The organism is Bradyrhizobium paxllaeri, assembly GCF_001693515.2.
GTDB classification, from domain to species: Bacteria; Pseudomonadota; Alphaproteobacteria; order Rhizobiales; family Xanthobacteraceae; genus Bradyrhizobium; species Bradyrhizobium paxllaeri.
Genome location: NZ_CP042968.1, coordinates 2,162,356 through 2,187,534 on the forward strand (window position 1 = coordinate 2,162,356; position 25,179 = coordinate 2,187,534).

A 25,179-nucleotide genomic window follows, 5' to 3' on the forward strand; every position below is an offset into this window, starting at 1 on the left:
CGAGGTGGAACGGTGGTGTAGGGTCGCGCCAGCCTTCGTCTATTCCGCAGGACAGCAAAAATGCGCCAATTCAGCGAAACCGAACTGACCGCCGCCGTGATCCGCAGCTTCGACAATACGCCTGATCCGCGCGCCAAATTCCTGCTGCAGGAACTCGTGAAGTCGCTGCACGACTATGTCCGCAACACCGACCTCACTTTCGAGGAATGGGAATATGCGATCGATTTCCTGACGCGGACGGGCCAGAAATGCACCCCGATCCGGCAGGAATTCATCCTGCTGTCCGACGTGCTCGGCGTATCGATGCTGGTCGATGCCGTGAACCACAGGGAACGCGAGGGCGCCACCGAGACCACGGTGCTCGGCCCGTTCTATGTCGGCGAGCACAAGGTCACGCCGCATGGCACGGACATCTCCGCCGATCTGCCCGGCGAGCGGATGTTCGTGCAGAGCCGTGTCACCGACCTCGAGGGCAAGCCGCTGGCGAATGTGCCGGTCGACATCTGGCATGCCGATGGCGACGGCTTCTATGATTCCCAGAAGCCGGCCTATGCGACGCAGGGCCCGTCGTCGCGGGCGCGCTTCATCACCGACGCGGACGGAAGGTTCTTCTTCCGCACCATCCTGCCGTGCAGCTATCCGATTCCGACCGACGGCCCGGTCGGCGAGATGATTGTGCAGACGAGTCGCCATCCGATGCGGCCGGCGCATGTGCATTTCCTGGTCAATGCGCCCGGCCATCAGCCGCTGATCACCCACGTCTTCATCGACGGCGACAAATATCTCGATTCCGACGTGGTGTTTGGCGTCAAGGACGAGTTGGTCGCCCGGATTGAAAAACGCACGGATTCGAAAATGCCGGACGGCAAGCCGGCCAGCGCGCCATGGCACCTGATGACCTACGAATTCCGGATGAAGCCGGGCGACGGAAACGCGCCGAAGCCGATGATGGCGAAGGCCGCTGAAGACGCGTAACGCAGGGCGTTGTACCGCTTGCTCAATCCTTGTGCGCCGCGCAAGGATTGAGCGAATCGCAAGTTTGGCATGCGCTGCTTGGTTCCTGACCGCTGCCTATTATTTTGGCGGATTTCATATAATGTACTGATGTAATTGATATTTTTGTATCGCAAGAGGCTTGGCACGGCGCTTGAATAGCATGTGCCGACGCCATTGATGCCGTCCCTCGAGACTACTGATCCGAATGTGTCGACGCCATTCCGGGGCCATCCCTGGAACGCGCCCTCCTGCGCCTCGCGCGGTGACCCCAAACGGACGGTCTCGTTCAAACGCCCCTGACCAAAGCAGCAAAGGACAGCGATACCCATGACGAAACCCACCCTCCCGACCTCACGCCGTGGTCTGAGCCGCCGCCAGCTTCTGAAGGCGGCCGGTGGCACGGCGGCATTGCTCGCCGCGGCCAAGCTGAATTTCCCGGCCGGCGCGTTTGCGCAAGGCGCGGGTCCGGAAGTGACCAAGGCGACGCTCGGGTTCATCGCGCTCAGCGACGCCGGGCCGCTGTTCGTCGCCAAGGACAAGGGGCTGTTCGCCAAATACGGCATGCCCGACGTCGAGGTTGCCAAGCAGGCCTCGTGGGGCACGACGCGCGACAACCTCGTGCTCGGCTCGGAAGGCAACGGCATCGATGGCGCGCACATCCTGACGCCGATGCCGTATCTGATCTCGGCCGGCAAGGTGACGCAGAACAACGTTCCGACGCCGATGTACATCCTGGCGCGGCTCAATCTCGACAGCCAGTGCATTTCGGTCGCGAAGGAATATGCCGACCTGAAACTCGGCGTCGACGCTTCGCCCTTCAAGGCGGCCCTGGAAAAGAAGAAGGCATCGGGCAAGGCGGTAAAGGCTGCAATGACCTTCCCCGGCGGCACCCATGATCTCTGGATCCGCTATTGGCTCGCGGCCGGCGGCATCGATCCTGACAAGGATATCGAGACCATCGTGGTGCCGCCGCCGCAGATGGTGGCCAACATGAAGGTCGGCACCATGGATTGCTTCTGCGTCGGCGAGCCCTGGAATCTGCAGCTCATCAACCAGGGCATCGGCTACACCGCTGTTAACACCGGCGAACTCTGGAACAAGCATCCGGAGAAGTCGCTCGGCATGCGCGCCGCCTTCGTCGACAAATATCCGAAGGCCGCCAAGGCGATCCTGAAGGCGGTGATGGAGGCGCAGCAATGGGCCGACAAGGCCGAGAACAAGAAAGAGCTCGCCACCATCATGGGCAAGCGGCAGTGGATGAACTGCCCGGTCGAAGACGTCTACGACCGTTCGGCCGGCAAGTTCGACTACGGCATTCCCGGCAAGGTGGTCGAGAACTCGCCGCACATCATGAAGTATTGGCGCGACTTCGCCTCCTATCCGTTCCAGAGCCACGATCTGTGGTTCATGACGGAGGACATCCGCTGGGGCAAATACGAAGCCGGCTTCGACAGCAAGGCACTGGTTGCCAAGGTCAACCGTGAGGACATGTGGCGCGAGGCGGCCAAGGAAATGGGCGTTCCTGCGTCCGAAATCCCTACCTCCACCTCGCGCGGCAAGGAGACCTTCTTCGACGGCAAGGTGTTCGATCCGGAAAACCCCGCCGCCTATCTGAAGTCCCTTTCGATCAAGCGTGTTGATGTCTGATCCAAACCGGGCCGCGCGCTGGACGCGTGCGGCCCGCCTTTTGAACACGGAGATGCATTTTCAATGACAATGCCTGCGATCAAAGCCGAAGCCACCGCGGTGGCCATTCCGACCACCTCGCCGGCCACGGCGGCGCCCGTGGTGACGATGACGCCGAAGCAGGCGCCTCGTGCCGAGAAGTACGTCAAGATGGCGAAGGAGGCCGCGGTGCGCGTCGTGCCGCCGCTGATCGTGCTTGCGCTGTTGATGCTGTTCTGGGAGCTGGTCTGCCGCCGCACCGGCTCGACGCTCCCGCCGCCGTCGAAAGTCTTCAAGGACACCAGGGAACTGATCTTCGATCCGTTCTTCGATAATGGCGGCATCGACAAGGGACTGTTCTGGCATTTGTCCGCCTCGCTCCAGCGCGTTGCCTATGGTTATTCGATTGCCGCCATTGTCGGCATCGCGCTCGGTACACTGGTCGGGCAGTCGGTGTGGGCGATGCGCGGGCTCGATCCGCTGTTCCAGGTGTTGCGCACCATCCCGCCGCTGGCCTGGCTGCCGCTGTCGCTCGCCGCGTTCCGCGACGGTCAGCCCTCGGCGATCTTCGTCATCTTCATCACCTCGGTATGGCCGATCATCATCAACACCGCGGTCGGCATCCGCAACATCCCGCAGGATTACCGCAACGTCGCAGCCGTCGTGCAGCTCAATCCGCTGGAGTTCTTCTCCAAGATCATGATCCCGGCCGCCGCGCCCTACATCTTCACGGGCCTGCGCATCGGCATCGGCCTGTCGTGGCTTGCGATCGTCGCAGCAGAGATGCTGATCGGCGGCGTTGGCATCGGCTTCTTCATCTGGGACGCCTGGAACTCCTCGCACATCAGCGAAATCATCCTGGCGCTGTTCTATGTCGGCATCATCGGCTTCGTGCTCGATCGCCTGATTGCAGGGCTGGCCAAGTTCGTGACCCGCGGCACCGCACTGAACTGAAGGAAAAAATCATGCAGGCCTATCTGAAGCTCGACCACATCGACAAGACCTTCACCCGCGGCAACGCCACCACCGAGGTGCTGAAGGACATCAACCTGACGATCGGGAAGGGCGAATACGTCTCGATCATCGGCCATTCCGGCTGCGGCAAGTCCACGCTGCTCAACATCGTGGCCGGCCTCACCGGCGCCACTAATGGCGGTGTGCTGCTGGAGAACCGCGAGGTCAATTCGCCGGGGCCGGATCGCGCGGTGGTGTTCCAGAACCACAGCCTGCTGCCTTGGCTAACGGTCTATGAGAACGTCCGGCTCGGCGTCGACAAGGTGTTTGCCTCAACCAAGACCCGTGCCGAGCGCGATGCCTGGGTGATGCACAATCTCAACCTGGTCCAGATGGCCCACGCCAAGGACAAGCGTCCATCGGAAATCTCCGGCGGCATGAAGCAGCGCGTCGGCATCGCGCGCGCGCTTGCGATGGAGCCGAAGGTGCTTCTGCTCGACGAGCCCTTTGGCGCGCTGGATGCACTGACCCGCGCGCATCTGCAGGACTCGGTGATGGCGCTGCATCAGAAGCTCGGCAACACCATCCTGATGATCACCCACGACGTCGACGAGGCCGTACTGCTGTCGGACCGCATCGTGATGATGACCAACGGCCCGAGCGCGCGGGTCGGTGAGGTGCTGGAGGTGCCGCTGGCGCGTCCGCGCAAGCGGCTCGAACTCGCGACCAGCCCCGGCTACCTCAAGTGCCGGCAGCGCGTGCTCGAGTTCCTCTACGAGCGGCATCGCTTCGTCGAGGCGGCGTAGGCACCCTTTCATTCCGCGGCGATCGCCTCGATCTCCAGCAGCCATTTGCTGTCGACCGTTTCGGCGATCATCACCGTCGACGCCGGTTCATGCCCCTGCAGCATCTTGCGGCGAATGGCGCGGTTGGGCATGACCTGGCTTTTGTCGGTCAGAAACGTATTGATCTTGACCAGATGCTCGACGCCGAGGCCGGCAGCGGCGAGCACCGCGATGACGTTGTGCCAGGCCTGCTCGCATTGCGCCTCGAAACCCTCAGGCACGCTGCCGTCGGAATTTTCCGGCACCTGGCCGCTGACGAACAGCAGCCGGCGGTGCTGAGAAAGCTCCAGCCCCATGCTGTAGCCGCTGGAAGGCGCGTGAACCGCTTCGGGATTGTGCCTGATAATTTGAGCCATGTCAGTTTGTCTCCTGTTCGATCCGCGAGAAGCGAAAATTGCAGTGGCTCGCGCCGCCCGCCAGCGTTTGCGTCCGCTCCAAACGAATCCCGCGCGCGGCGTAAGCCACAAAATCGAGCCCGCAAATGTGCGGCAGGATTTCCCGATCTCCGTGACGTGATGCGAATTTGCAGAAACCGCAGCCATTGTAGTTGATACCGAAATCGAAGTTGTCGTCGGCGCCGGGCTCGACGAAATCGTAGACGAAATCTTCTGGATATTCTTCCGCCTGGCTTTTTGCCGCCTGCTCACGCAGCAGTGCCTGGTTCTCGGAAGACATGAACTGACGCCCTGAGGCGAGCCGTTCGGCCTCGGGCACCATGAGCAACTGCGCCTTATAGCTCTCTCGCTCGATGTCGCCGATCACGGGCAGCGACACGCCGTGTCGCCGGAGCACGCGGCCGATGGCCATAAAACCCAGTAGACGCATGAAGAAATCGCTCATGCGGCTGGCTGGGCCGCCGACATAAGGCATCTGGCTGAGCACGATCTCGAACTCGTCCATCACCTCCTGGCTGATCCTGTCCACGTCAACAAGGTTCGCGCGGTCGCGCAACATCGCTTCGGCAAGGTCGAGACGCTCGCGCATGACGGTCTCCATTGCACCACGATGCGCCTCGTAGAAGGGATGAATTTGAGTCATGGGTTATCCTGGCTGGCAAGGGTCGATCCGAACCCGACCGTAACCGGCGGTATCCGGCCTCCGCAAAGCATTGTTGCTGCGGTTCAGCGCAAGAAAATCTATTGCAAGGCTTGCACCTATCGGTGACAAACTGGCTGGCGATGACCTACATCCTTCCACCGCTCAATGCGCTCCGCGCGTTCGAAGCCGCGGCGCGGCATCTCAGCTTCAAGCTCGCGGCGCATGAGTTGCATGTGACGCCTGCCGCCGTGGGGCAGCAGGTCAAATCGCTGGAGGCGCGGCTGGGCGTCCGCCTGTTCGAACGGCTGCATAAGCAGCTTGTGCTGACCGAGGCCGGCCAGGCCTATCTGCCGGAAATTTCCGGCGGCTTTCGCCGCATCGCCAGCGCGACCGCGAAATTGAAGCCGGTGGGCGCGGTGCTGCTGCAACTCGGCGTGCACGGCAGCTTCGATCTGCGACGCCTGGGGCTGGCGGAGTTTCGAAGCAGCCACGAAGAAATCGGCTTGCGGGTGCTGCAGCCCGCCGGCCTGGCCGAGCTGATCGAGGGCAAGATCGATGTGCTGATCGCGCGCGGGCTCGGCAATCATCCAGGCTACCGCTGCGATCGCGTGAGCGAAGGATCCGGGCTCGGCGACTGGTTGATTGCGCCAGCCGGCACCGCGGATTGTCCGGAAATCGCAAGCTTCCGCGATTGGCTGCGCGGTTTGCCCGCCGAGAATTCACTCGCGCCGCAGCGTCGTCGCGTGGTCGGCATCGTCAGAAACTGAGGTGATCGTGAAGCAGAAAAAATTCGGTGCTGGTGGCGCGAACGTTTCCGTGATCGGGCAGGGCACCTGGTATCTCGACCGCGGCGACCGCAAGGCGGCGATCGCGGCGCTCCGCCGCGGCGTCGAGGCCGGCATGACGCATATCGACACCGCCGAGATGTACGGCGATGCCGAGCCTGTGATCGCGGATGCCATCGCAGGGCTCTCGCGCGAAAAACTTTTCCTCGTTTCAAAGGTGCTGCCGAGCAACGCCTCGCGTCGCGGCACCATCACCGCCTGCGAGCGTTCGCTGAAGCGGCTGAAGACCGATTATCTCGACTGCTATCTCCTGCACTGGCGCGGCTCCTATCCGTTCGAGGAGACGGTGGCGGCGTTCGACGAACTGGTGAGAAGCGGAAAAATCCGCTCCTGGGGCGTCAGCAATTTCGACGAGGACGATCTCGACGAATTGCTCGACGTCGCAGGCGAGGGCAAGATCGCCTGCAATCAGGTGCTCTACCATCTGCAGGAACGCGCGATCGAGCACGCGGTGATCCCGTGGTGCGAGAAGCATGGCGTCGCCGTCGTCGCCTATTCGCCGTTCGGGCATGACGAGTTTCCCTCGCCGCGCAGCAAGGGCGGCGAGGTGCTGCAGGCCATCGCGGATGCGCACAAGGCAACGCCGCGCCAGGTCGCGCTGGCGTTTCTCACGCGTGCAGCTACGGTGCTCGCGATTCCCAAGGCCTCAAGCGCGGAACATGCCGCTGACAATGCAGGGGCAGGGGATCTGAAACTCAGCGAGCAGGAGATCGCCGCGCTCGACAAGGCCTTTCCGCGCGGGCCCAAGCCGCGCGGCTTGCCGATGCTCTGACGGCTCACCGTCCTTAACAAAGTGTTGCAATCGCGCCCTCAGCGCATATCCGCATCCCGCTTTCGGACCTAGTCGCATCGGGCGAATTGGTGTTTTTTACAACCTCGCCCGATTCGAAATTACCGCCTTCGAGATTGCCGTGACACCGCCCCCCGCCGCAGCCGCCAGGCTGGACAGCGTTCATCTGCCTTTGCCCGAAAAGAGGTCGACGATCCGCAAGGCGCCCGCGCGCGCCGACCGGCCGTTCAAGGGCATCGCGCTGGTGCTGGCCTCGACGGTATTTCTCGGCGCCTCCGACGTGACGGCGAAATATCTCTCGGCGACACTGCCCTCGATCGAGATCGCCTGGATCCGCTTTCTCGTGTTCGCGATGATCATGACGCCGGCGATGATGCCGGGCTCGCCGCTGTTTGCGATGCAGACGGGCCGGCTAGGCCTGCATCTCCTGCGCGGCCTGACGATCCTGGGCTCGTCGCTGTTCTTCATCTCCGGCCTGCGCTACCTGCCGATTGCGGAGGCCTCCGCCACCGGCTTCGTTGCGCCGCTGCTCGTCACCGCGCTGTCGATCATCTTCCTCAGCGAGAAGGTCGGCCTGCGCCGCTGGATCGCGACCGGCGTTGGCCTCGTCGGCGTCATCATCATCCTGCGTCCGGGCACCAGCGCGTTTCATCCCGCGGCGTTCTTTCCGCTGGTCTCGGCGCTGGCCTGGGCCTGCACGCTGATCATCACGCGGATGATGAGCGGCACCGAGCGCGCCGTCACCGTGATGGCCTATTCGTCGATCGTGGGTCTGTGCATTCTTTCCGCGCTGGTGCCGTTCGTCTGGGTGACGCCGACCTGGCACGACATCGCCTTCGGCATTTTTATCGGCATTGCCTCGACCGCGGGGCAGTGGATCGTGGTGCTGGCGTTCCGCTATGCCGACGCTTCCGTGCTGGCGCCGTTCTCCTACACGCAATTGCTGTGGGTGAGCATTCTCGGCTTCTTCATCTTCGGCGAAGTGCCTGACGTCTACACCATCACCGGCGCGGCCTTCATCGTCGCCAGCGGCCTCTACACCGCCCATCGCGAGCGGGTCAGGCGCTCGCAGCTTCTGGCTGTTTCGGGCGAGCCGTCCCCGAACGCCTGATCGCGCACTGATTGAGATGCACGCCACAAAATCGTGGCGCGAGTGCCACAGTGCGGCCGGAAAACGCCGGTTCTCGACGCCAAACCAACAGATTCCGGAACCGCCGCAATCTGGCGGCGGTATCCGCATGCTAATCTGACTTCCATTGAATGGCGCCGGAGAGCGCCGGGGAATGGGGTTCAGGGCGTTGTTTTTTCATTTGCTATCGTCGGCGCAGGGCCGACGCCGGGATATGGCTGCATGGGCAGTCACAATGCCGGCGGTTCTGGTTGGGCTGTGCCTTTCGACGACTCAAGCCCGCGCGGCCTGCGCGCCCGATCCGGCATCGAGCGGCGACACCGTCACCTGCAGCGGCAACACGCCGGCCGGATTTCAGGCCGGCTTCGGCGTCGACACTCTCACCGTCAACGTCGTGTCCGGGGCGACGGTTAGCGATGGCGGCGGCGGTGTCGCGATCGGTGTCCTGGATTTCAGCACGGTCAACAATCTCGCCGGCGGTACCATCACCGTTGGCCCCAATTCCGCGGGCGTCTCGGTGCAGGGCGAGCACGGGACCGTCAGTAACGCCGGCACGATCAACGTGGGCGATTTTGGCGCCGGCATCGATGTGTTTGGCAACGACGCAAAGATTACGAGCAGCGGGACGATCAACGTGCAGGACAGCGCGGCCGGGATTGCCGCGCAGGGCGACCGCGCCCTGATCACCCATTCCGGCACCATCAACGGCACCGTTGCCAGCGTGGGCATCGCCTATAACGGCGTGTCCGCTACGATCAACAACAGCGGCAGCATCCTTCTCGGCGATGATGCCAGGGGCATCTTCGCCTTCGCCGATTCCGCCACCATCACCAACAGCGGCACCATCACCGTCGGAAGTGGCTTCGCCGCCGGCATAGACGTCAGCAGTTTCGTCGGCAGCAATACCGTCATCAACACCGGAACGATCAACGTCGGCGCGGGCGGGTTCGGCATCGGCATACTGCTGAGCGGCACCGGTACGGTCTTCAATTCTGGCACCATCAACGCCGCAGCAGGATTCGCGGCGATTGAACTCTGCGGCTGCGGCAGCAGCACGCTGACGCTCGGGCCCGGCAGCGTCATCAACGGGCTCGTGCTCGGCAATGGCACGGATACGCTCGAACTCGGCGGCACCGGCAAGGATACGTTCAACCTCAGCCTGATCGGCGCCGGCCAGCAATATGACGGCTTCTCGACCTTCAACAAGGTCGGCAGCTCGAACTGGACCGTAACCGGCACCGGCACGCAGGACTGGAACGTGCTCGGCGGCACGCTCGCGGTGAATGGCGTCATCAACGGTCTCGTGACCGTGAACGCCGGCGGCACGCTCGGCGGCACCGGCATCATCGACGACGTCGTCGTCAATGGCGGCACGCTGGCGCCGGGCAATTCGATCGGCACCATCAACGTGGCGGGCAGCCTGACGTTCACGGCGGCGTCGAGCTATATGGTCGAGATTTCGGGCGCGAGCAGCGACCTGACCGTGGTCGCCGGCGTAGCCACGCTTGGCGGCGCGACTGTTGTTGTCATTCCAGCCGGTACGGTGACGAAGCAGTACACGATCCTGACCGCGACCGGCGGTGTAGCCGGCACGTTTAACCCGGTCGTGTCGAGCGCTTCGCCCAATCTCAACGCAAGCCTCAGTTACGACCTCAATAACGTCTACCTGAATATCGCGCTGAGCTACGGCGGCGGCCTCAACGTCAACCAGCAGAACGTCGCCAACACCCTGACCAATTTCTTCAACACGACCGGCGGCCTTCCGGCTTCGTTCGCCTCGCTCTCGCCGGCCGGCCTGACCCAGGTCTCCGGCGAACTGGCGACCGGATCGCAGCAGGCGACCTTCGACGCCATGAACCTGTTCCTCTCGCTGATCTCGGATCCGTTCGTGGCGGGCCGCGGCGGCGGCTTCGGTGGTAATGCCAGCGCTGTCCCGTTCGCCGAAGAGAGCGCGCTTGGCTATGCCGCGAAGAAGCGCGGCGCCGCGCGCGATGCCTTCGCCAAGTTCCCGATCAAGGCGGATATCGCGCGCAACGATCTATTCGATCAGCGCTGGAGCGTCTGGGGCTCCGCTTACGGCGGCGGCAGCAACACGTCAGGCAATGCCGCACTTGGATCGAACGACGCCACCGCGCGCGTGTTCGGCTTTGCGGTCGGGGCCGACTATCGTCTCTCGCCCGACACGCTGGCCGGCTTCGCGCTCGCCGGCGGCGGCACCAATTTCAGCGTTTCGGGTTTCGGCTCGGGCCGCTCGGATCTGTTCCAGGCCGGCGCCTTCGTGCGTCACAACATGGGAGCGGCCTACATCACCGCCGCTGCCGCCTATGGCTGGCAGGACGTGACCACGGAGCGCACCGTCACGGTGGCCGGCTTCGAGCGCCTGCGCGCCCAGTTCAACGCCAATGCCTGGTCCGGTCGCATCGAGAGCGGTTACCGCTACGTGACGCCGTGGATGGGCATCACACCCTATGCCGCCGGCCAGTTCACCACCTACAGCCTGCCGGCCTATGCCGAGCAGGTGCTGGCGGGCGCCGGCACCTTCGCGCTGAATTATGCGGCCAAGGACGTCACCGCGTCGCGCACCGAGCTCGGCATTCGCACCGACAAGTCCTGGGCCGTGCAGAACGGCATTCTGACGCTCCGCGGCCGCACCGCCTGGGCGCATGATTTCAACACCGACCGCAATGTCACGGCGCTGTTCCAGACGCTGCCGGGCGTGGCCTTTGTCGTCAATGGCGCGGCGCAGGCGCATGACTCTGCGCTTCTGACCGGCGCCGCCGAGATGAAATGGCTGAACGGCTGGTCCGCCGCGGCGATCTTCGAAGGCCAGTTCTCGGACGTCACCAACTCCTACGCCGGCAAGGGTGTGGTGCGCTATTCGTGGTGACCCTCCGCGCATGATGCGGGAGCGATTTCATCTCATCGCATCATGATCTAAGGTGAAAAAAATCACCGGGAGGATCCTTCGATGCGCGCAGCCATTTTCCGCAACGGGGAAATTGTTGTCGACGAGATGCCGGAGCCGAAACCCGGCGCCGGGCAGATGCTGGTGAAGTCGCTTGCTTGCGGCATCTGCGGCTCCGATCTGCACGCGCGCAAGCACGCGCACCGCATGGTCGAACTCGCCAGGCATTTTCCCGGCCGCAAGCCGATGGATCTTTCGCGCGACGTCGTGTTCGGCCATGAATTCTGCTGCGAGGTGCTGGACTATGGTCCCGGCACCACAGGCAAGTTCAAGCCCGGCACGAAGGTCTGTTCGCTGCCCGCGCTGCTGACGCCGGAAGGCCCGCAAGGCATCGGCTATTCCAACGACAATGTCGGCGCCTACGCCGAGCGCATGCTGCTCAGCGAAGCCTTGCTGCTGGAGGTCCCGAACGGCCTCGCCGCCGAGCATGCCGCACTGACCGAGCCGCTCGCAGTCGGCGTGCACGCGGTAGCAAAAGCCAACATCAAGGGCGGGGAGGTGCCGCTCGTGATCGGCTGCGGTCCGGTCGGGCTCGCCGTCATCGCGGCGCTGAAGATCAGGGGATTGCATCCGATCGTCGCCGCCGATTATTCGCCGGCCCGCCGCGCGCTCGCCGAAAAGCTCGGTGCCGATATCGTCGTCGATCCCGCGCGCTCGCATCCTTACGCGACCTGGGCCGAGCACGCCCAGATGTCGCCGGAGGAAAAGGCCGCGCGCCCACCGCTGCAGGCGCTGCTGCCGGCGCTCAAGCCTGCGCTGATCTTCGAATGCGTCGGCGTGCCCGGCCTGATCCAGCAGGTGTTCGAGGGCGCGCCGCGCGATGCGCGCATCGTCGTGGTCGGCGTCTGCATGGAAACCGACCGCGCCGAGCCGATGCTCGGCATTTTGAAGGAACTCAATGTTCAATACGTGCTGGGCTACACGCCGGAGGAATTTGCCTATTCGCTCCGCCTGATCGCGGAAGGGCAGGTCGACGCCGCCTCGATGGTCACCGCCAGCGTCGGCATCGACGGCGTCGCAAAAGCCTTCGCCGATCTCGCCAACCCCGAGGCGCACACCAAGATCATCGTCGAGCCGTGGCGGTGAGGGGGCGCCGTAGGGTGGGCAAAGCGCAAGCGTGCCCACCATCAAGCAGCGCGATCGGTGATAGATGGTGGGCACGTCGCTAGCGCTCCTTTGCCCACCCTACGGGCGCTTCGGATACTCAAGCTGCATTGCGACGAAGTCGGCCGTCTCAGTCCCATAACGCGCCGCAATACCCGATAGCGCATTATCCAGCGCTTCCGCCGGTTTCGCATCGCTCGCCGGCAGCAATCGCGCCGCCGGCCAGTTCGCCGCGACCTGGTCGGGAATGATCCGCAGGCCGCCGCGGCTCTGCTGCGCGCCGGTAGTACCGGCAAACGTCACCGCCTGCGAGCGATAGGTGCGCGACCAGGCGTCGGTGATCAGCGCCAGCGACACCTCGTCGACGCCGTCCTTGAGTTCGATGCCAAGTTGCTCGTGCGCCCAGAACGCGGCCGTGTTGCGGATGGCCGTCAGCGCAAACGGGCGCGTGAACTTGAACGCGTCGCTGTCATGCCGCGCGTCCCATTCGGGAAGGCCGATCTCGCGGCCGACGGCGCGCGCTCTGTCGGGGCCGGCGATCGCCTCGATCAGCGTCAGCGACACCGGCATCGACGCCGTGATGCCCGTGGTCGTCGCCACGTCCTTGTCCACCACCAGCCGGCGATCCCTGACATAGCGCATCGTCGGATGCTTGCCGCGCAATTCCTTGACGGAGTACCAGTGCGTCGTCGCCTGCCTGTCATGCAACAGCCCGGCATCGCCGACCACCTTGGCGCCGACGCAGACGCCGATCACGATCGCGCCCTTCGCCGACTGCCCTCTGATCCATTGCAGCGCTTCGGGGTCGTCATCCCGGCTCATGGCGGGGACGATCACGTAGTCGGCGCCATCGGGATGCTGCGCGTCGAACTCGGCGATCGTCGCGTGCGGTTCGACCTTGAGCGTCGGATAGAGCGTCACCGGCCCCGGTCTCGTCGCCAGCGTCATGACATCGGCGACGTCGGCCCGCCGCAGGATGCCGTAGGGCATCAGATAGTCGGTGGTCTCGGTGGCGTCGTTGATACCGATGATCGCGATCAGCGGACGCTGCCGCTTTGGCGGCTTCAACGCTGCGATCGTCGCGTCACGCTCGGCTTGCGCGATTGGCGGCTGCGCTGTGTGGGATGGCGCCGGCGGCAGCGACCATAACCAGCCTCCGCCGATGATGATGAAAAGTGCGACAGCGCCAAGGGCGCTCCACAACAGGCGTCGCGATGTCATGACTTCCTTGCTCGGCATTCCCTGATTTGAACCCGAGTCTACCGCCGCTATATCCAGCGAGAAATGACGCAAATCCCGCGAAAACGGTCATGCGGTGAAGAGGAACCGTAGCTTCGTAGGTTGGGCAAAGCGTAAGCGTGCCCACCATCAAGCAACACGATCGGTGATAGATGGTGGGCACGTCGCTAGCGCTCCTTTGCCCACCCTACGGCCGGCGACCCGCGGCGAGCCGGCACGACAAGCAAATCAATTCTGATTTTCAGAAATCGTGTCAAGGCCGGGAATCAAAAATATTCCGCTTTCGTTCTCACCCAAATCAGTCGCATAACTCCGCCTGTCTCACGGCAGATGAGGGGCGTTGGCCATCGTCACGAACGCGCGGTGAGATGCGATGGACGCTGATGTCACGACGACGGACGTGACGTGAGGCGTACGGCGAAGTCGTGTGGTTCGGGCGCCGCGGTGCTGGCGTTAAGTCCTGAGAAGCGCAAGCTTCTCACAGGCGACGGAGGCAAAAGAGCCGTTCTCCGGGAAGAGCACGAAGTAAGCCGTAAAGCCATTGCGCAGGGAAGGCCGGAGTGTTTCCGCTGTACCTGTATGCTCGTGTGCGTTTCCATTTATGCGCAACGGCACACGAGACCTCGGGTGCAGCAAGCACCCGGTCTTCCCTGCGCCCTCTGAATGGAGAGGAGGGCAAACGAAGATGCAAACCTCGGGCAAACATGTCGCGAGATCGCTGACACACATTCACTTGTCATCGCCCGGCTTGACCGGGCGACCCAGTATTCCAGAGACGTCAATGATTGAACCGATAGGCCGCGGCGTACTGGATCCTCGCCTTCGCGGGGATGACAACGGTGGTTCGCGTCGCTATCCCCCCGTCATTGCGAGCGCAGCGAAGCAATCCATGGGCGCGGCATAACGGATGCATGGATTACTTCGTCGCTGCGCTCCTCGCAAAGACGTGGAGAGAACCGCATCACACCGGCAACGCGATCGAGTACTTCACCTGGCTCAGCGCGAAGCTCGACTCGATCGAGGCGATGCCATCGAGTCGCGTCAGCTTGTTCTTCAGGAACGCCTCATAGGAGGAGAGGTCGGCGGCAACGACGCGCAGGAGGTAATCGCGGTTGCCGGTCATCAGATAGCATTCCAGCACCTCGTCCCATTTCGAAATCGCTCTCGCAAAGCGGTTGAGGTCTTCCTCCTTCTGCCGCGCCAGCTTGATCGAGATGAAGACGCTGACATGGAGCCCCAACGATTTCTGGTCGACGGTCGCGATGTAGCGGGTGATGACGCCGCGCTCTTCCAGAAGTTTCACGCGGCGATGGCAGGGCGATACCGACAGCCCGACCTTGTCGGCGAGCTCCTGCATGGTCATGCGGCTGTCGGATTGCAGGAGGCTGAGGATCTTGCGGTCGATGGCGTCGAGGGAGGGCATTGGGATGAACTCGTGGTTTTGGGGCCGATTGTGGTAAACTATCCCAATATTGGGCGGTATGTCGCAGCAAATTGAGAATTTTGGTGTCCTGTCGCCCGCTAAAATCGGCGCATACTGAACGCCTCCGGAGCATGGCCATGCCGATCGAGCCCGCACGCCTGGAAACGCTGACCGCGCTGGCGCGCAAGGTGTTGTGGCTGTCGTCGTGGACCATCCATCACGCCAACCACGTCAGGCCCAATAGCGACGGGTTGAAGGTCGGCGGCCATCAGGCCTCGTCCGCCTCGCTCGCGAACATCATGTCGGCGCTGTACTTCTCCGTGCTGCGCCCGCAGGATCGCGTCGCGGTGAAGCCGCATGCGAGCCCGGTGTTTCACGCCATCCAGTATTTGTTCGGACACCAGACCCGCGAAAAACTGGAAAATTTCCGCGGCTACAAGGGCGCGCAATCCTATCCGTCGCGCACCAAGGATGCCGACGATGTCGATTTCTCCACCGGCTCGGTCGGCCTCGGCGTTGCGCAAACGCTGTTCTCCTCGCTGGTGCAGGACTACGTCACCGCGCATGGCTGGATGAAGGACCGGCCCGAGGGGCGGATGATCGCGCTGGTTGGCGACGCCGAGATGGACGAGGGCAACATTTTCGAGGCGCTGCTGGAGGGCTGGAAGCACGCGCTGCGCAACACCTGGTGGATCGTCGATTACAATCGCCAGAGTCTCGATGCCGTGGTGCGCGAAGGGTTATGGGCCAAGTTCGAGACGATGTTTCGCAATTTCGGCTGGGAGGTCGTGATCGTCAAATACGGCCGCCTGATGCAGGCGGCGTTCGCCGAACCCGGCGGCGAGGCGTTGCGGCGCTGGATCGATAATTGCCCGAACCAGATGTATGCGGCGCTGTGCTTCCAGGGCGGCGCGGCGTTCCGCAAACATCTGCAGGACGACATCGGCGATCAGGGGCAGGTGTCGCAACTGATCGATCGCCGCAGCGACGAGGAATTGCTGGCGCTGATGTCTAATCTCGGCGGCCACGACATGGCGAGCATGATCGAGGCGTTCGAAGCGATCGATCACGACCGTCCGGTCTGCTTCATCGCCTACACCATCAAGGGCGTCGGGCTGCCGATGCAGGGCCACAAGGACAACCACGCGGGCCTGATGACGGTGGCGCAGATGGAGAAGTGGCGCGCAGCGCAGAACATCCGTCCCGGCCATGAGTGGGAAAAGTTCGAAGGCCTGTCGCAGGCGCCGGTCGAGCTCGAAGCATTTTTGGCGGCAGCGCCCTTCAACCAGGAAGGCCGCCGCCGATTGACTGCGCCCGTGATCGAGGTGCCGCAGCAACTCACCTTCAAGCCAGCGGCGCAGATGTCGACGCAGCAGGGCTTTGGGCTGGTGCTCAACGAACTCGCGCGCGGCGACAGCGAACTGGCTTCGCGCATTGTCACTGCGTCGCCCGACGTGACCGTGTCAACCAATCTCGGCGCCTGGGTGAACCGCCGCGGGCTGTTTGCAAAAGCCGAAAATCACGACCTGTTCCGGCAGGAGAAAATCCCGTCCGCCTTCACCTGGGAATTCTCGCCGAAGGGACAGCACCTCGAACTCGGCATCGCCGAGATGAACCTGTTCATCATGCTCTCGGCGCTCGGGCTGTCGCACCAGATCAACGGCGAACGGCTGCTGCCGGTCGGCACGCTCTACGACCCCTTCATCGAGCGCGGCCTCGATGCGCTGAATTATGCCTGCTACCAGGATGCGCGCTTCATGGTGGTGGCGACGCCATCCGGCATCACGCTGGCGCCGGAAGGCGGCGCGCATCAGTCGATTGCGACGCCCCTGATCGGCATGGCGCAGGACGGGCTGGCCTCGTTCGAGCCGGCCTTCGTCGATGAACTCGCCGCGATCATGGCTTTCGGATTCCGCCATATGCAGCGCGACGGCGGCGAGGGCGGTTCGGTCTATCTGCGGCTGTCGACCCGAACCATCGACCAGCCGCAGCGGATCATGACACCGGACCTGCAGCGCGACATCGCCGAGGGCGCCTACTGGCTGCGCCAGCCGGGCCCGAACTGCGATATCGTGATCGCCTATACCGGAGCGGTAGCGCCCGAGGCGATCGAGGCGGTGGGCTTCATCGGCGAAAGCCATCGCGACGTCGGTTTACTGGCGGTAACCTCCGCCGACCGGCTGCATGCCGGATGGTCCGCCGCGCGGAATTTGCGCCGTGACCGCCGTGGCATCCAGCATCTCAGCCACATCGAAAAATTGCTGGCGCCGCTCGGCCGCGACTGCGGCATCGTGACCGTGATCGACGGCCATCCGGCCGCGCTCGGCTGGCTCGGCAGCGTCCGCGGCCACCGGCTCGAGGCGCTCGGCGTCGAGCAGTTCGGCCAGACCGGCACCATTGGCGACCTCTACCGCCACTACGGCATCGACGCCAACGCCATTATCGATGCGGCGGAAAGCCTCACGGTCGGGGCGCCGGTGCGGCACCGGAAGACGGCGGTGTAGCCGTCGTCCCTGCGAAAGCAGGGACCCATAACCACAGGGAGTAGTTGTCCAGGAAGGCGTCTGCCCGCGTACCCAAAAACAGGCCGCGGCGTATGGGTCCCTGCGTTCTCAGGGACGACGGGGAATGGAGCACCTTGCCAGCGTCGCGGCCCTGATCTTATATCCAGCGCCTGCCGCATCGCGGCACCCCGCATATGGCGGGTTCAACTGCCCGGGCTTTCGTGCAAGGATGCCTGCCGAACGCTACCGTTCCTCCTCATTACTCCCTGATAAAGAGGTTTCCGATGGTCAATCGCATGCAATTCTACATCGATGGCGCCTGGGTCGATCCCGCCGTCAAGAAGTCCACCCCCGTCGTCAATCCGGCGACCGAAGAAGCGATGTATGAAGTTGCGCTCGGCTCCAAGGCCGACCTCGACAAGGCCGTTGCCGCCGCCAAGCGCGCCTTCGTGACCTATTCGCAGACCAGCCGTGAAGAGCGCATTGCGCTGCTGGAAAAGATCATCGAGGTCTACAAGGGCCGCATGAAGGAGATCGGCGCCGCCGTCTCCGACGAGATGGGCGCGCCGCTGCCGATGGCCGAACGCCTGCAGGCCGGCGCCGGCCTCGGCCATATCGCTTCCACTTTGGAAGTCCTCAAAAACTATCACTTCGAAGAGACGATCGGCACGGCCGTCGTCGTTCGCGAGGCGGTCGGCGTCATCGGCATGATCACGCCGTGGAACTGGCCGCTCAACCAGATCGCCTGCAAGGTCGCGCCCGCGCTCGCCGCCGGCTGCACCATGATCCTGAAGCCGTCGGAGTTCACCCCGAGCTCGGCGCTGATCTTCGCCGAAATCCTGCATGAAGCCGGCGTGCCGAAGGGCGTGTTCAACCTCGTCAACGGCCTTGGCCCCGAAGTCGGCGCCGCGATGGCCGAGCATCCCGACATCGACATGATCTCGTTCACCGGCTCGACCCGCGCCGGCGTCGACGTCGCCAAGCGCGCCGCGCCGACCGTCAAGCGCGTCAGCCAGGAACTCGGCGGCAAGTCGCCGAACGTCATCCTCGAAGGCGCCGACCTCACCAAGGCCGTCACCGGCGGCGTGATGCACATGTTCAACAACTCCGGACAGTCGTGCAACGCGCCGTCGCGGATGATCGTACCGCTGTCGAAGATGAAGGAAGTCGCGGCCATTGCGAAGGGCGTCGCCGACAAGACCAAGGCCGGCGATCCCCGCGCCGAAGGCACCACCATCGGCCCCGTCGTGTCGCGCATCCAGTGGGACAAGATCCAGGCGCTGATCAAGAAGGGCATCGACGAAGGCGCAACCCTCGTCGCCGGCGGTCCCGGTCTCCCCGAGGGCGTCAACAAGGGCTTCTATGTCCGCCCGACCATCTTCGCCGACGTCACCAACGAAATGACGATTGCCCGCGAAGAAATCTTCGGACCGGTGCTGACGATCATCGGCGCCAAGGATGAAGCCGATGCGGTGAAGATCGCCAACGACACGCCCTATGGTCTCGCCGGCTACGTCTCGGGCGATACGGTGGAAAGCGCGCGCCGCGTCGCCCGCCAGATTCGCGCCGGCAACGTCAACCTGCAGGGCGTGCCGAACGATCGCACCGCGCCGTTCGGCGGCTACAAGCAGTCCGGCAACGGCCGCGAGTGGGGCAAGTACGGCCTCGAGGAGTATCTCGAGGTGAAGGCGGTCGCCGGCTACAACGCGGCGTAAATCGATGCGGCGCTCGCGCCGTCCGTGAAGGATGCCGGCTGCGGAACCGCAGCCGGCATTTTTTTGACCAGAATCGCCGTCAGGCTAAGCTTGCGTCAATGTGCGAGCCGACATGGCGACGACGCAAATAAGAAAAGGTGGAGGATGCCCGTGAAGAAGATCGCCGTTGCGCTTGTCGCGCTGTTGTCGCTTGCCGGGACGGTGCAGGCCCAGACCGTCAAGGATCTGCTCGAGACCCTCAGGGCGAAGTGGAACACGCCGACCGAGCCGTTCAAGATGATCGGCAACGTCTATTATGTCGGAACCAACGGCCTGGCGTCCTACCTGATCACGTCGCCGCAGGGCCATATCCTCGTCGATATGGTGATGCCGGAAGCAACCTCGCAGATCAAGGCGAACATCGAAAAACTCGGCTTCAAGCTCACCGACATCAAATACCTCGTCAACACCCACGCGCATATTGATCACACCGGTGGCCTTGCCGAAATGAAGCAGGCCAGCGGCGCCCAGATGGTCGCCGGCGAAGCCGACAAGCCGCTGCTCGAGGGCGGCTACTACCCGGGCGCGCAGGAGGACGAGGCGCTCAAGTTCCCGCCGGTGAAGGTCGACCGCACCGTACGCGAGGGCGATAAGGTTACGGTGGGCGATGTCACGCTGACTGCGCGCGAAACGCCAGGACATTCGCCGGGCTGCACGAGCTGGGAATTCTCGGTGAAGGACGGCGATGCCACGCGCTCGGTCCTCATCTTCTGCAGCGGCACCGTGGCGCTGAACCGCCTCGTCCCCAACCCGACCTATTCCGGGATCGTCGCCGATTACCGCAAGACGTTCGCGCGGGCCAGGGACATGAAGGTGGATGTGCTGCTCGCGCCGCATCCGGAAATGTACAAGATGGCGGAGAAGCGCGCCAAGCTCAGCGAAGGCGGACCCAATCCGTTCGTCAATCCCGGCGAGTTCAACGAATACGCGGCGACACTGGAGAAGACGTTTGAAGACGCGCTCGCCAAGCAGACCGCCGCCGCGGAGAAGAAGGGGTGAATTGGCGCTGAGGCGCGCCGGGACCTAGCCGCCCGGTGCGCCCTGCGTGTTCACATAGAGCGCGTAGATCGACTGGCTCGCGGCCATGAACAGGCGGTTGCGCTTCACACCGCCAAAGCAGAGATTGGCGCAGCGCTCGGGCAGCGCAATGCGGCCGATCATGACGCCGTCGGGCGCGAACACGACCACGCCGTCGAGTTCGGGATCGCCCATGCCCCAGCCGCACCAGAGATTGCCGTCGATGTCGACCCGGAAACCGTCCGGCGTGCCAGGGCCGGCATCGACAAACACGCGCTTATTGGAAAGCTTGTCGCCGGAAGGCGAGACGTCATAGGCGAGGATCTTGCGGTTGGGCACGCCGCGTGATTCGATGACATAGAGGATTTTTTCATCCGGCGAGAAGGCGAGCCCGTTCGGCCCCAGCACGCCCTCGGCGACGATGGTGGCTTTGCCGGTCGCGGCATCAAGCCGATAGACATTGGCGTCGATCTCGGGCTCGGCCTTGTAGCCTTCGTAATTGCCGAGCAGGCCGAACGTCGGATCGGTGAACCAGATCGAGCCGTCGGACTTCACGACGACATCGTTGGGCGAGTTCAGCCGCTTGCCGTCGAAGGAATCGATCAGCACCGTGATCGAACCGTCATATTCGGTGCGCGTCACCCGCCGGCCGCCATGCTCGCAGGTGACGAGCCGTCCCTGACGGTCGCGGGTATTGCCGTTGGCGAAGTTCGACGGCTTGCGGAAGGTGCTGACCGCGCCGGTCTCCTCCTCCCACTTGATGATGCGCTGGTTCGGGATGTCGCTGCAGAGCAGATACCGCCCGTCGCCGAACCACACCGGCCCCTCGGCCCAGCGCAGGCCGGTGGTCAGCCGCTCCACGGCCGAGAGCTTGAGCCAGTATTTTTCAAAGCGCGGATCGAGTGCACGGATGGCCGGATCGGGATAATAGGTCGCCGGGCGCCAGCCGGCGGAATGCGATGCTGCATCGGACATTTGCTGTTCTCGTTGTTGCGTTTCCCCAGTAGTTGGATTTGCTATCATTGTCGGCTAATGACCGCAAATCAGTCGCCAGACCAAGAGGAAACAAATGCCACGCATATTGATGACCGGCGCTGCCGGCGGGATCGGCACATCGCTGCGCAAGCTGTTGCCGCCGATCTATCCGGATCTGCTGCTGAGCGATCTGAAGGCGCCGGCCGATCTCGGCAAGGACGAAAAGTTCAAGGCGGCCGATCTCGCCGATCTCGCGCAGGTCGAGGCGATCTGCGAGGGCATCGACGGCGTCCTGCATTTCGGCGGCTATTCGGTCGAAGGCCCCTGGGATTCCATTCTGCAATCCAACATCATCGGCGGCTACAACCTGTTCGAGGCCGCACGCAAGAAGGGCGTCAAGCGCATTGTGTTCGCCTCGTCGAACCATGCGGTCGGCTTCTACCCGCGCCATCACCGTATCGGCGCCGACGTCACCGCGCGCCCGGATAGCCGTTACGGCGTCAGCAAGGTGTTTGGCGAGGCGGTGGGGGCGCTCTATGCCGACAAGCATGGGCTTGGCGTGACCTGCTTGCGTATCGGCAATTTCGGCGAGATTCCGCTCGACCATCGTCGGCTGTCGATCTGGCTGAAGCCGGAAGACCTCGTGCAACTCTGCCGCATCGGTCTCGACCATCCCGATATTCACTTCGAGATCTTCTACGGCGCCTCCTACAATGAGCGCGCCTGGTGGGACAACCATCGCGCCTATGAACTCGGCTACCGCCCGACCGGCAGGGCTGAGGATTTTCGCGAGCACGCCATGACCGAGCAGGCCAAGCTGAAGCCGGACCCGGTCGGCGATTACTATCAGGGCGGCACGTTCTGCAGCATGGAGTTCGACGGCGACAAAAGCAGGATCGTGGACTGGAAGAGGTGAGACGTCATTCCGGGGCGATCCGAAGCATCGAACTAGGGTGCGCCCTCGCGCACCCGAGAATCTCGAGATTCTCAGGTGCGCAATTGCGCACCATAGTTCACGCTTTGCGTGCCCCGGAATAACGGCTTCTACTTCGTCCGATCATCCTCGGCGATCCGCCCGAGATAATCCGATTTGCTGAATTGCATGTGATCGACGCAGAGCTGCGCCAGCGCCCAGCTATCGCGGCCCTTCAATAGTTCGATCATCAATTCGTGCTGGCGTCGCGACAGCGCCAGCCCTTCGCGGTCGGCGAGATTCTTGGCGCGCATCGGCAGCGTCAGATTCATGTAGTCCTGCAGTGAGCGCACCAGATACGGGTTGCCGCAAGCGGAAAACAGCGCGACGTGAAAGGCGTCATTGGCCTCGTGGATGCCGCGCAGATCCTGTGCGTCGGCCTTGGCGCAATACTGCCGCTGCAGCTCGTTCAAGTGTTCGATCAGGCCGGCGGGGGCGGGGAGAGCTATCATCAGCGCCGCTTGCCGCGTCAGCATCTCCCGCACCTCGTAGATCTGACGAACCTCCTCGGCCGAATAGAACCGCACCGTGGCGCCGATGTTTTTCTCGCGCAGTACGATGCCCTGGCGTTCGAGCTGGAACAGCGCCTGGCGGACGAAATGCCGGCTGGCGCCGTAGCGCTGCATCAGCGTGTCCTCGACCAGCCGCAAGCCCGGCGCGAAGCGGCCGAAGATGATGTCCTCTTCGAGCCGGCGGATGACCTCCGCCTGTTCCTCCTCGCGCGTCGGCACGGAAGTATCCGTCAACGATTCCTGGGGCTTCATCGCGAGGCCTCCCAGCCCGACAGCCGGAGCGCTGCGATATCGATGGCGTCGAGTTCCGTCGCGGAGAGCATCGCCTCGGCGTCCGCGAAGGTCTGCGAGATCCCGAACTCGGTCGCACGCCGCGCGGCATTTTCCGCAAGGGGATCGACGATCGCCACGACGCGGGCTTGATCTGATAGGCTGGCCCAAGCGATGAGATGATGGCGGCTCACCATGCCGGCGCCGATAAGGCCAATGCGCAACGGTCGGTTCATGGGCGCGTTTCCATTTGGACCGGAAGTCAGCACGCAAACGCATAATTGTCAATAATGAGGTGCTATGTTGGCGGTTAATCCTGCCATTTGGCATAGGATGATCGATATTGACAATAATCTGCCGGGCTCCTTAAGTGCCCACCCATGACGACAGGAACAAAAAAATGGCCGACGGACTTCGCAAGGGACTGACGAGTTATGGCGACGCTGGCTTCTCGCTGTTCCTGCGCAAGGCCTTCATCAAGGCCATGGGCTATTCCGACGATGCGCTCAATCGGCCGATCGTCGGCATCACCAATACCTACAGCGACTACAATCCCTGTCACGGCAACGTTCCGCAGATCATTGAAGCCGTGAAGCGCGGCGTGATGTTGTCGGGTGCGATGCCGATGGTGTTCCCCACCATTTCGATCGCCGAGAGTTTTGCCCATCCGACCTCGATGTACCTGCGCAATCTGATGGCGATGGATACCGAGGAGATGATCCGCGCCCAGCCGATGGACGCGGTGGTAGTGATCGGCGGTTGCGACAAGACCCTGCCGGCGCAGATCATGGCCGCGGTCTCCGCCGATCTGCCAACCGTCGTGATTCCCGTAGGGCCGATGGTGGTCGGGCATCACAAGGGTGAGGTGCTGGGCGCCTGCACCGACTGCCGGCGACTGTGGGCAAAATATCGGGCCGGCGAAATTGATGATATCGAGATCGAAGACGTCAACAGCCGGCTGGCGCCATCGGTCGGCACCTGCATGGTGATGGGCACCGCCAGCACCATGGCCTGCATCACCGAGGCGCTCGGGCTGTCGCTGCCGATGAGCGCAACGATCCCGGCGCCGCATGCCGAACGGTTTCGTTCGGCGGAAGCGAGCGGCAGGGTGGCGGCCGCGCTGGCCAAGGCGAAGGGGCCAAAGCCCAGCGAATTGTTGACGCCGGCGTCGTTCCGCAACGCGCAGGTGGTGCTGCAGGCGATCGGCGGCTCGACCAATGGTCTGATCCATCTCACCGCCATCGCGCACCGCTCGCCGCACAAGATCGATCTCGAAACATTCGACAGGCTCGGCCGCGAGGTGCCCGTGCTCGTCGATCTGAAGCCGTCAGGCGAGCATTACATGGAGCACTTCCATCACGCTGGCGGCGTGCCGAAATTGATGGCGCAACTCGGCGATCTCATCGATCTCGACGCCAAGACCATTACGGGACAGACGCTGCGCGAGGTCGTGGCTGAAGCGGAAGATGTTCCGGGACAGGACGCCATCCGTCCGCGCGACAATCCGATCAAGAGCGAAGGCGCGATGGCGGTACTGCACGGCAACCTCGCGCCGCGTGGGGCCGTCATCAAGCAGTCGGCGGCGAGCCCGAAACTGCTGCAGCATACCGGCCGCGCCGTGGTGTTCGAATCCGTCGAGGACATGACGCTGCGGGTCGACGATCCCGATCTCGACGTCAACGCCGACGATGTGCTGGTGCTGCGCAATGCCGGCCCCAAGGGTGCGCCGGGCATGCCGGAAGCCGGCTATCTGCCGATCCCGAAGAAACTCGCGCGCGGCGGCACCAAGGACATGGTGCGGATATCGGACGCGCGCATGAGCGGCACGGCGTTCGGCACCATCGTGCTGCATATCACGCCGGAATCCGCCGTGGGCGGGCCGCTGGCGCTGGTGAAGAACGGCGACATGATCCGGCTCGACGTTGCGAAACGCAGCATCGACCTGCTGGTGGATGACGCCGAACTTGAGAGGCGTCGCGCGGCGCTCGCGCTGGCCGCCACGCCCGATTGGGCCAGGCGCGGCTATGCGCATTTGTTCAACGAGACCATCCTGCAGGCCGACGAGGGCTGTGATTTCGACTTCATGCGCGGGCACGGCAGCGATTAGCTTACCCGCCGCACACATCAGGCCGAACTATCCCGTCGTCCCTGCGAACGCAGGGACCCATACCGCGTTGTGCT

General features: G+C 63.5%; 21 protein-coding genes. 14 read left to right on the plus strand and 7 right to left on the minus strand.

Annotated features, from left to right (window positions below; genetic code table 11):
* The first annotated feature begins 60 nt into the window (after nt 1-60).
* The 4 genes from LMTR21_RS10220 (at nt 61) to LMTR21_RS10235 (ending at nt 4,421) form a co-directional block, all read left to right on the plus strand.
* The gene (locus LMTR21_RS10220; RefSeq protein ID WP_065756611.1) at nt 61-975 is read left to right on the plus strand and encodes an intradiol ring-cleavage dioxygenase; all 915 of its coding nucleotides are present in this window, start codon (nt 61-63) and stop codon (nt 973-975) included.
* A gap of 348 nt (nt 976-1,323) precedes the next feature.
* The gene (locus LMTR21_RS10225; RefSeq protein WP_057833573.1) at nt 1,324-2,643 is read left to right on the plus strand and encodes a CmpA/NrtA family ABC transporter substrate-binding protein; all 1,320 of its coding nucleotides are present in this window, start codon (nt 1,324-1,326) and stop codon (nt 2,641-2,643) included.
* A 63-nt stretch (nt 2,644-2,706) separates the two neighbouring features.
* On the plus strand, nt 2,707-3,615 hold the full coding sequence (gene ntrB, locus LMTR21_RS10230) for a nitrate ABC transporter permease (protein WP_065756610.1): 909 nt from the start codon (nt 2,707-2,709) through the stop codon (nt 3,613-3,615).
* Between the two features lie 11 nt (nt 3,616-3,626).
* Nucleotides 3,627-4,421: an ABC transporter ATP-binding protein gene (locus LMTR21_RS10235; protein ID WP_065756609.1), complete on the plus strand. Its 795-nt coding sequence runs from the start codon at nt 3,627-3,629 to the stop codon at nt 4,419-4,421.
* An 8-nt stretch (nt 4,422-4,429) separates the two neighbouring features.
* Here the strand turns inward: LMTR21_RS10235 and LMTR21_RS10240 are convergent, their stop codons facing one another.
* Both LMTR21_RS10240 and LMTR21_RS10245 read right to left on the minus strand, forming a co-directional pair.
* On the minus strand, nt 4,430-4,816 hold the full coding sequence (locus LMTR21_RS10240) for a RidA family protein (protein WP_065756608.1): 387 nt from the start codon (nt 4,814-4,816) through the stop codon (nt 4,430-4,432).
* A 1-nt stretch (nt 4,817) separates the two neighbouring features.
* Complete coding sequence (locus LMTR21_RS10245; protein WP_148635949.1) at nt 4,818-5,498, minus strand: L-2-amino-thiazoline-4-carboxylic acid hydrolase; 681 nt, start codon at nt 5,496-5,498, stop codon at nt 4,818-4,820.
* Nucleotides 5,499-5,638: 140 nt separating this feature from the next.
* Between LMTR21_RS10245 and LMTR21_RS10250 the strand changes: the two genes are divergently transcribed.
* From LMTR21_RS10250 to LMTR21_RS10270, 5 genes are all read left to right on the plus strand, one after another.
* A complete protein-coding gene (locus tag LMTR21_RS10250; protein ID WP_065756696.1) occupies nt 5,639-6,265 on the plus strand; it encodes a LysR family transcriptional regulator in 627 nt (208 codons plus the stop codon).
* Between the two features lie 7 nt (nt 6,266-6,272).
* Complete coding sequence (locus tag LMTR21_RS10255; protein ID WP_065756695.1) at nt 6,273-7,115, plus strand: aldo/keto reductase; 843 nt, start codon at nt 6,273-6,275, stop codon at nt 7,113-7,115.
* Nucleotides 7,116-7,299: 184 nt separating this feature from the next.
* The gene (locus LMTR21_RS10260; RefSeq protein WP_065756694.1) at nt 7,300-8,244 is read left to right on the plus strand and encodes a DMT family transporter; all 945 of its coding nucleotides are present in this window, start codon (nt 7,300-7,302) and stop codon (nt 8,242-8,244) included.
* 253 nt (nt 8,245-8,497) lie between these two features.
* Nucleotides 8,498-11,149: an autotransporter outer membrane beta-barrel domain-containing protein gene (locus tag LMTR21_RS10265; RefSeq protein WP_246175428.1), complete on the plus strand. Its 2,652-nt coding sequence runs from the start codon at nt 8,498-8,500 to the stop codon at nt 11,147-11,149.
* Nucleotides 11,150-11,230: 81 nt separating this feature from the next.
* The gene (locus LMTR21_RS10270) at nt 11,231-12,313 is read left to right on the plus strand and encodes a zinc-binding dehydrogenase (protein WP_065756605.1); all 1,083 of its coding nucleotides are present in this window, start codon (nt 11,231-11,233) and stop codon (nt 12,311-12,313) included.
* A gap of 99 nt (nt 12,314-12,412) precedes the next feature.
* Here the strand turns inward: LMTR21_RS10270 and LMTR21_RS10275 are convergent, their stop codons facing one another.
* Together LMTR21_RS10275 and LMTR21_RS10280 are read right to left on the minus strand one after the other, a co-directional pair.
* On the minus strand, nt 12,413-13,552 hold the full coding sequence (locus tag LMTR21_RS10275) for a DJ-1/PfpI family protein (RefSeq protein WP_065756693.1): 1,140 nt from the start codon (nt 13,550-13,552) through the stop codon (nt 12,413-12,415).
* A 979-nt stretch (nt 13,553-14,531) separates the two neighbouring features.
* A complete protein-coding gene (locus LMTR21_RS10280) occupies nt 14,532-14,993 on the minus strand; it encodes an Lrp/AsnC family transcriptional regulator (protein WP_065756604.1) in 462 nt (153 codons plus the stop codon).
* Nucleotides 14,994-15,130: 137 nt separating this feature from the next.
* Between LMTR21_RS10280 and LMTR21_RS10285 the strand changes: the two genes are divergently transcribed.
* The 3 genes from LMTR21_RS10285 (at nt 15,131) to bla (ending at nt 20,250) form a co-directional block, all read left to right on the plus strand.
* Nucleotides 15,131-17,497: a transketolase gene (locus LMTR21_RS10285; RefSeq protein ID WP_065756692.1), complete on the plus strand. Its 2,367-nt coding sequence runs from the start codon at nt 15,131-15,133 to the stop codon at nt 17,495-17,497.
* A gap of 284 nt (nt 17,498-17,781) precedes the next feature.
* On the plus strand, nt 17,782-19,212 hold the full coding sequence (locus LMTR21_RS10290; RefSeq protein ID WP_065756603.1) for an aldehyde dehydrogenase family protein: 1,431 nt from the start codon (nt 17,782-17,784) through the stop codon (nt 19,210-19,212).
* Between the two features lie 150 nt (nt 19,213-19,362).
* Nucleotides 19,363-20,250 carry a subclass B3 metallo-beta-lactamase gene (gene bla / locus LMTR21_RS10295; RefSeq protein WP_065756691.1) on the plus strand — a complete coding sequence of 296 codons (888 nt, stop codon included), beginning with the start codon at nt 19,363-19,365 and terminating at the stop codon, nt 20,248-20,250.
* Nucleotides 20,251-20,274: 24 nt separating this feature from the next.
* Here bla and LMTR21_RS10300 read toward each other — a convergent pair whose 3' ends face one another.
* Nucleotides 20,275-21,243 carry an SMP-30/gluconolactonase/LRE family protein gene (locus LMTR21_RS10300; protein ID WP_065756602.1) on the minus strand — a complete coding sequence of 323 codons (969 nt, stop codon included), beginning with the start codon at nt 21,241-21,243 and terminating at the stop codon, nt 20,275-20,277.
* Nucleotides 21,244-21,337: 94 nt separating this feature from the next.
* Here LMTR21_RS10300 and LMTR21_RS10305 point away from each other — a divergent pair, with 94 nt between their 5' ends.
* Nucleotides 21,338-22,159, plus strand: a complete 822-nt coding sequence (locus LMTR21_RS10305; protein WP_065756601.1) for an NAD-dependent epimerase/dehydratase family protein — start codon at nt 21,338-21,340, stop codon at nt 22,157-22,159.
* Between the two features lie 128 nt (nt 22,160-22,287).
* Here the strand turns inward: LMTR21_RS10305 and LMTR21_RS10315 are convergent, their stop codons facing one another.
* Nucleotides 22,288-22,980 (minus strand): GntR family transcriptional regulator, encoded by a 693-nt coding sequence (locus LMTR21_RS10315; RefSeq protein ID WP_065756600.1) that lies wholly within the window; start codon nt 22,978-22,980, stop codon nt 22,288-22,290.
* A complete protein-coding gene (locus tag LMTR21_RS10320) occupies nt 22,977-23,234 on the minus strand; it encodes a Gfo/Idh/MocA family oxidoreductase (RefSeq protein WP_065756599.1) in 258 nt (85 codons plus the stop codon). The genes LMTR21_RS10315 and LMTR21_RS10320 overlap by 4 nt, the downstream gene beginning before the upstream one ends.
* A gap of 164 nt (nt 23,235-23,398) precedes the next feature.
* Between LMTR21_RS10320 and LMTR21_RS10325 the strand changes: the two genes are divergently transcribed.
* Nucleotides 23,399-25,105 carry an IlvD/Edd family dehydratase gene (locus LMTR21_RS10325; RefSeq protein WP_065756598.1) on the plus strand — a complete coding sequence of 569 codons (1,707 nt, stop codon included), beginning with the start codon at nt 23,399-23,401 and terminating at the stop codon, nt 25,103-25,105.
* The last annotated feature ends 74 nt before the right edge of the window (nt 25,106-25,179 follow it).

Excerpts from the sequence above, each read along its gene's own strand:
- LMTR21_RS10290 (WP_065756603.1), top strand. The coding sequence starts at position 17,782 with ATGGTCAATCGCATGCAATTCTACATCGATGGCGCCTGGGTCGATCCC.
- LMTR21_RS10270 (WP_065756605.1), top strand. The coding sequence starts at position 11,231 with ATGCGCGCAGCCATTTTCCGCAACGGGGAAATTGTTGTCGACGAGATG.
- LMTR21_RS10320 (WP_065756599.1), bottom strand. The coding sequence starts at position 23,234 with ATGAACCGACCGTTGCGCATTGGCCTTATCGGCGCCGGCATGGTGAGC.
- LMTR21_RS10225 (WP_057833573.1), top strand. The coding sequence starts at position 1,324 with ATGACGAAACCCACCCTCCCGACCTCACGCCGTGGTCTGAGCCGCCGC.
- LMTR21_RS10305 (WP_065756601.1), top strand. The coding sequence starts at position 21,338 with ATGCCACGCATATTGATGACCGGCGCTGCCGGCGGGATCGGCACATCG.
- LMTR21_RS10240 (WP_065756608.1), bottom strand. The coding sequence starts at position 4,816 with ATGGCTCAAATTATCAGGCACAATCCCGAAGCGGTTCACGCGCCTTCC.
- LMTR21_RS10315 (WP_065756600.1), bottom strand. The coding sequence starts at position 22,980 with ATGAAGCCCCAGGAATCGTTGACGGATACTTCCGTGCCGACGCGCGAG.
- LMTR21_RS10220 (WP_065756611.1), top strand. The coding sequence starts at position 61 with ATGCGCCAATTCAGCGAAACCGAACTGACCGCCGCCGTGATCCGCAGC.
- LMTR21_RS10325 (WP_065756598.1), top strand. The coding sequence starts at position 23,399 with ATGGCCGACGGACTTCGCAAGGGACTGACGAGTTATGGCGACGCTGGC.
- LMTR21_RS10300 (WP_065756602.1), bottom strand. The coding sequence starts at position 21,243 with ATGTCCGATGCAGCATCGCATTCCGCCGGCTGGCGCCCGGCGACCTAT.
- LMTR21_RS10235 (WP_065756609.1), top strand. The coding sequence starts at position 3,627 with ATGCAGGCCTATCTGAAGCTCGACCACATCGACAAGACCTTCACCCGC.
- LMTR21_RS10285 (WP_065756692.1), top strand. The coding sequence starts at position 15,131 with ATGCCGATCGAGCCCGCACGCCTGGAAACGCTGACCGCGCTGGCGCGC.
- LMTR21_RS10250 (WP_065756696.1), top strand. The coding sequence starts at position 5,639 with ATGACCTACATCCTTCCACCGCTCAATGCGCTCCGCGCGTTCGAAGCC.
- LMTR21_RS10265 (WP_246175428.1), top strand. The coding sequence starts at position 8,498 with ATGCCGGCGGTTCTGGTTGGGCTGTGCCTTTCGACGACTCAAGCCCGC.
- LMTR21_RS10275 (WP_065756693.1), bottom strand. The coding sequence starts at position 13,552 with ATGACATCGCGACGCCTGTTGTGGAGCGCCCTTGGCGCTGTCGCACTT.
- LMTR21_RS10280 (WP_065756604.1), bottom strand. The coding sequence starts at position 14,993 with ATGCCCTCCCTCGACGCCATCGACCGCAAGATCCTCAGCCTCCTGCAA.
- ntrB (WP_065756610.1), top strand. The coding sequence starts at position 2,707 with ATGACAATGCCTGCGATCAAAGCCGAAGCCACCGCGGTGGCCATTCCG.
- LMTR21_RS10245 (WP_148635949.1), bottom strand. The coding sequence starts at position 5,498 with ATGACTCAAATTCATCCCTTCTACGAGGCGCATCGTGGTGCAATGGAG.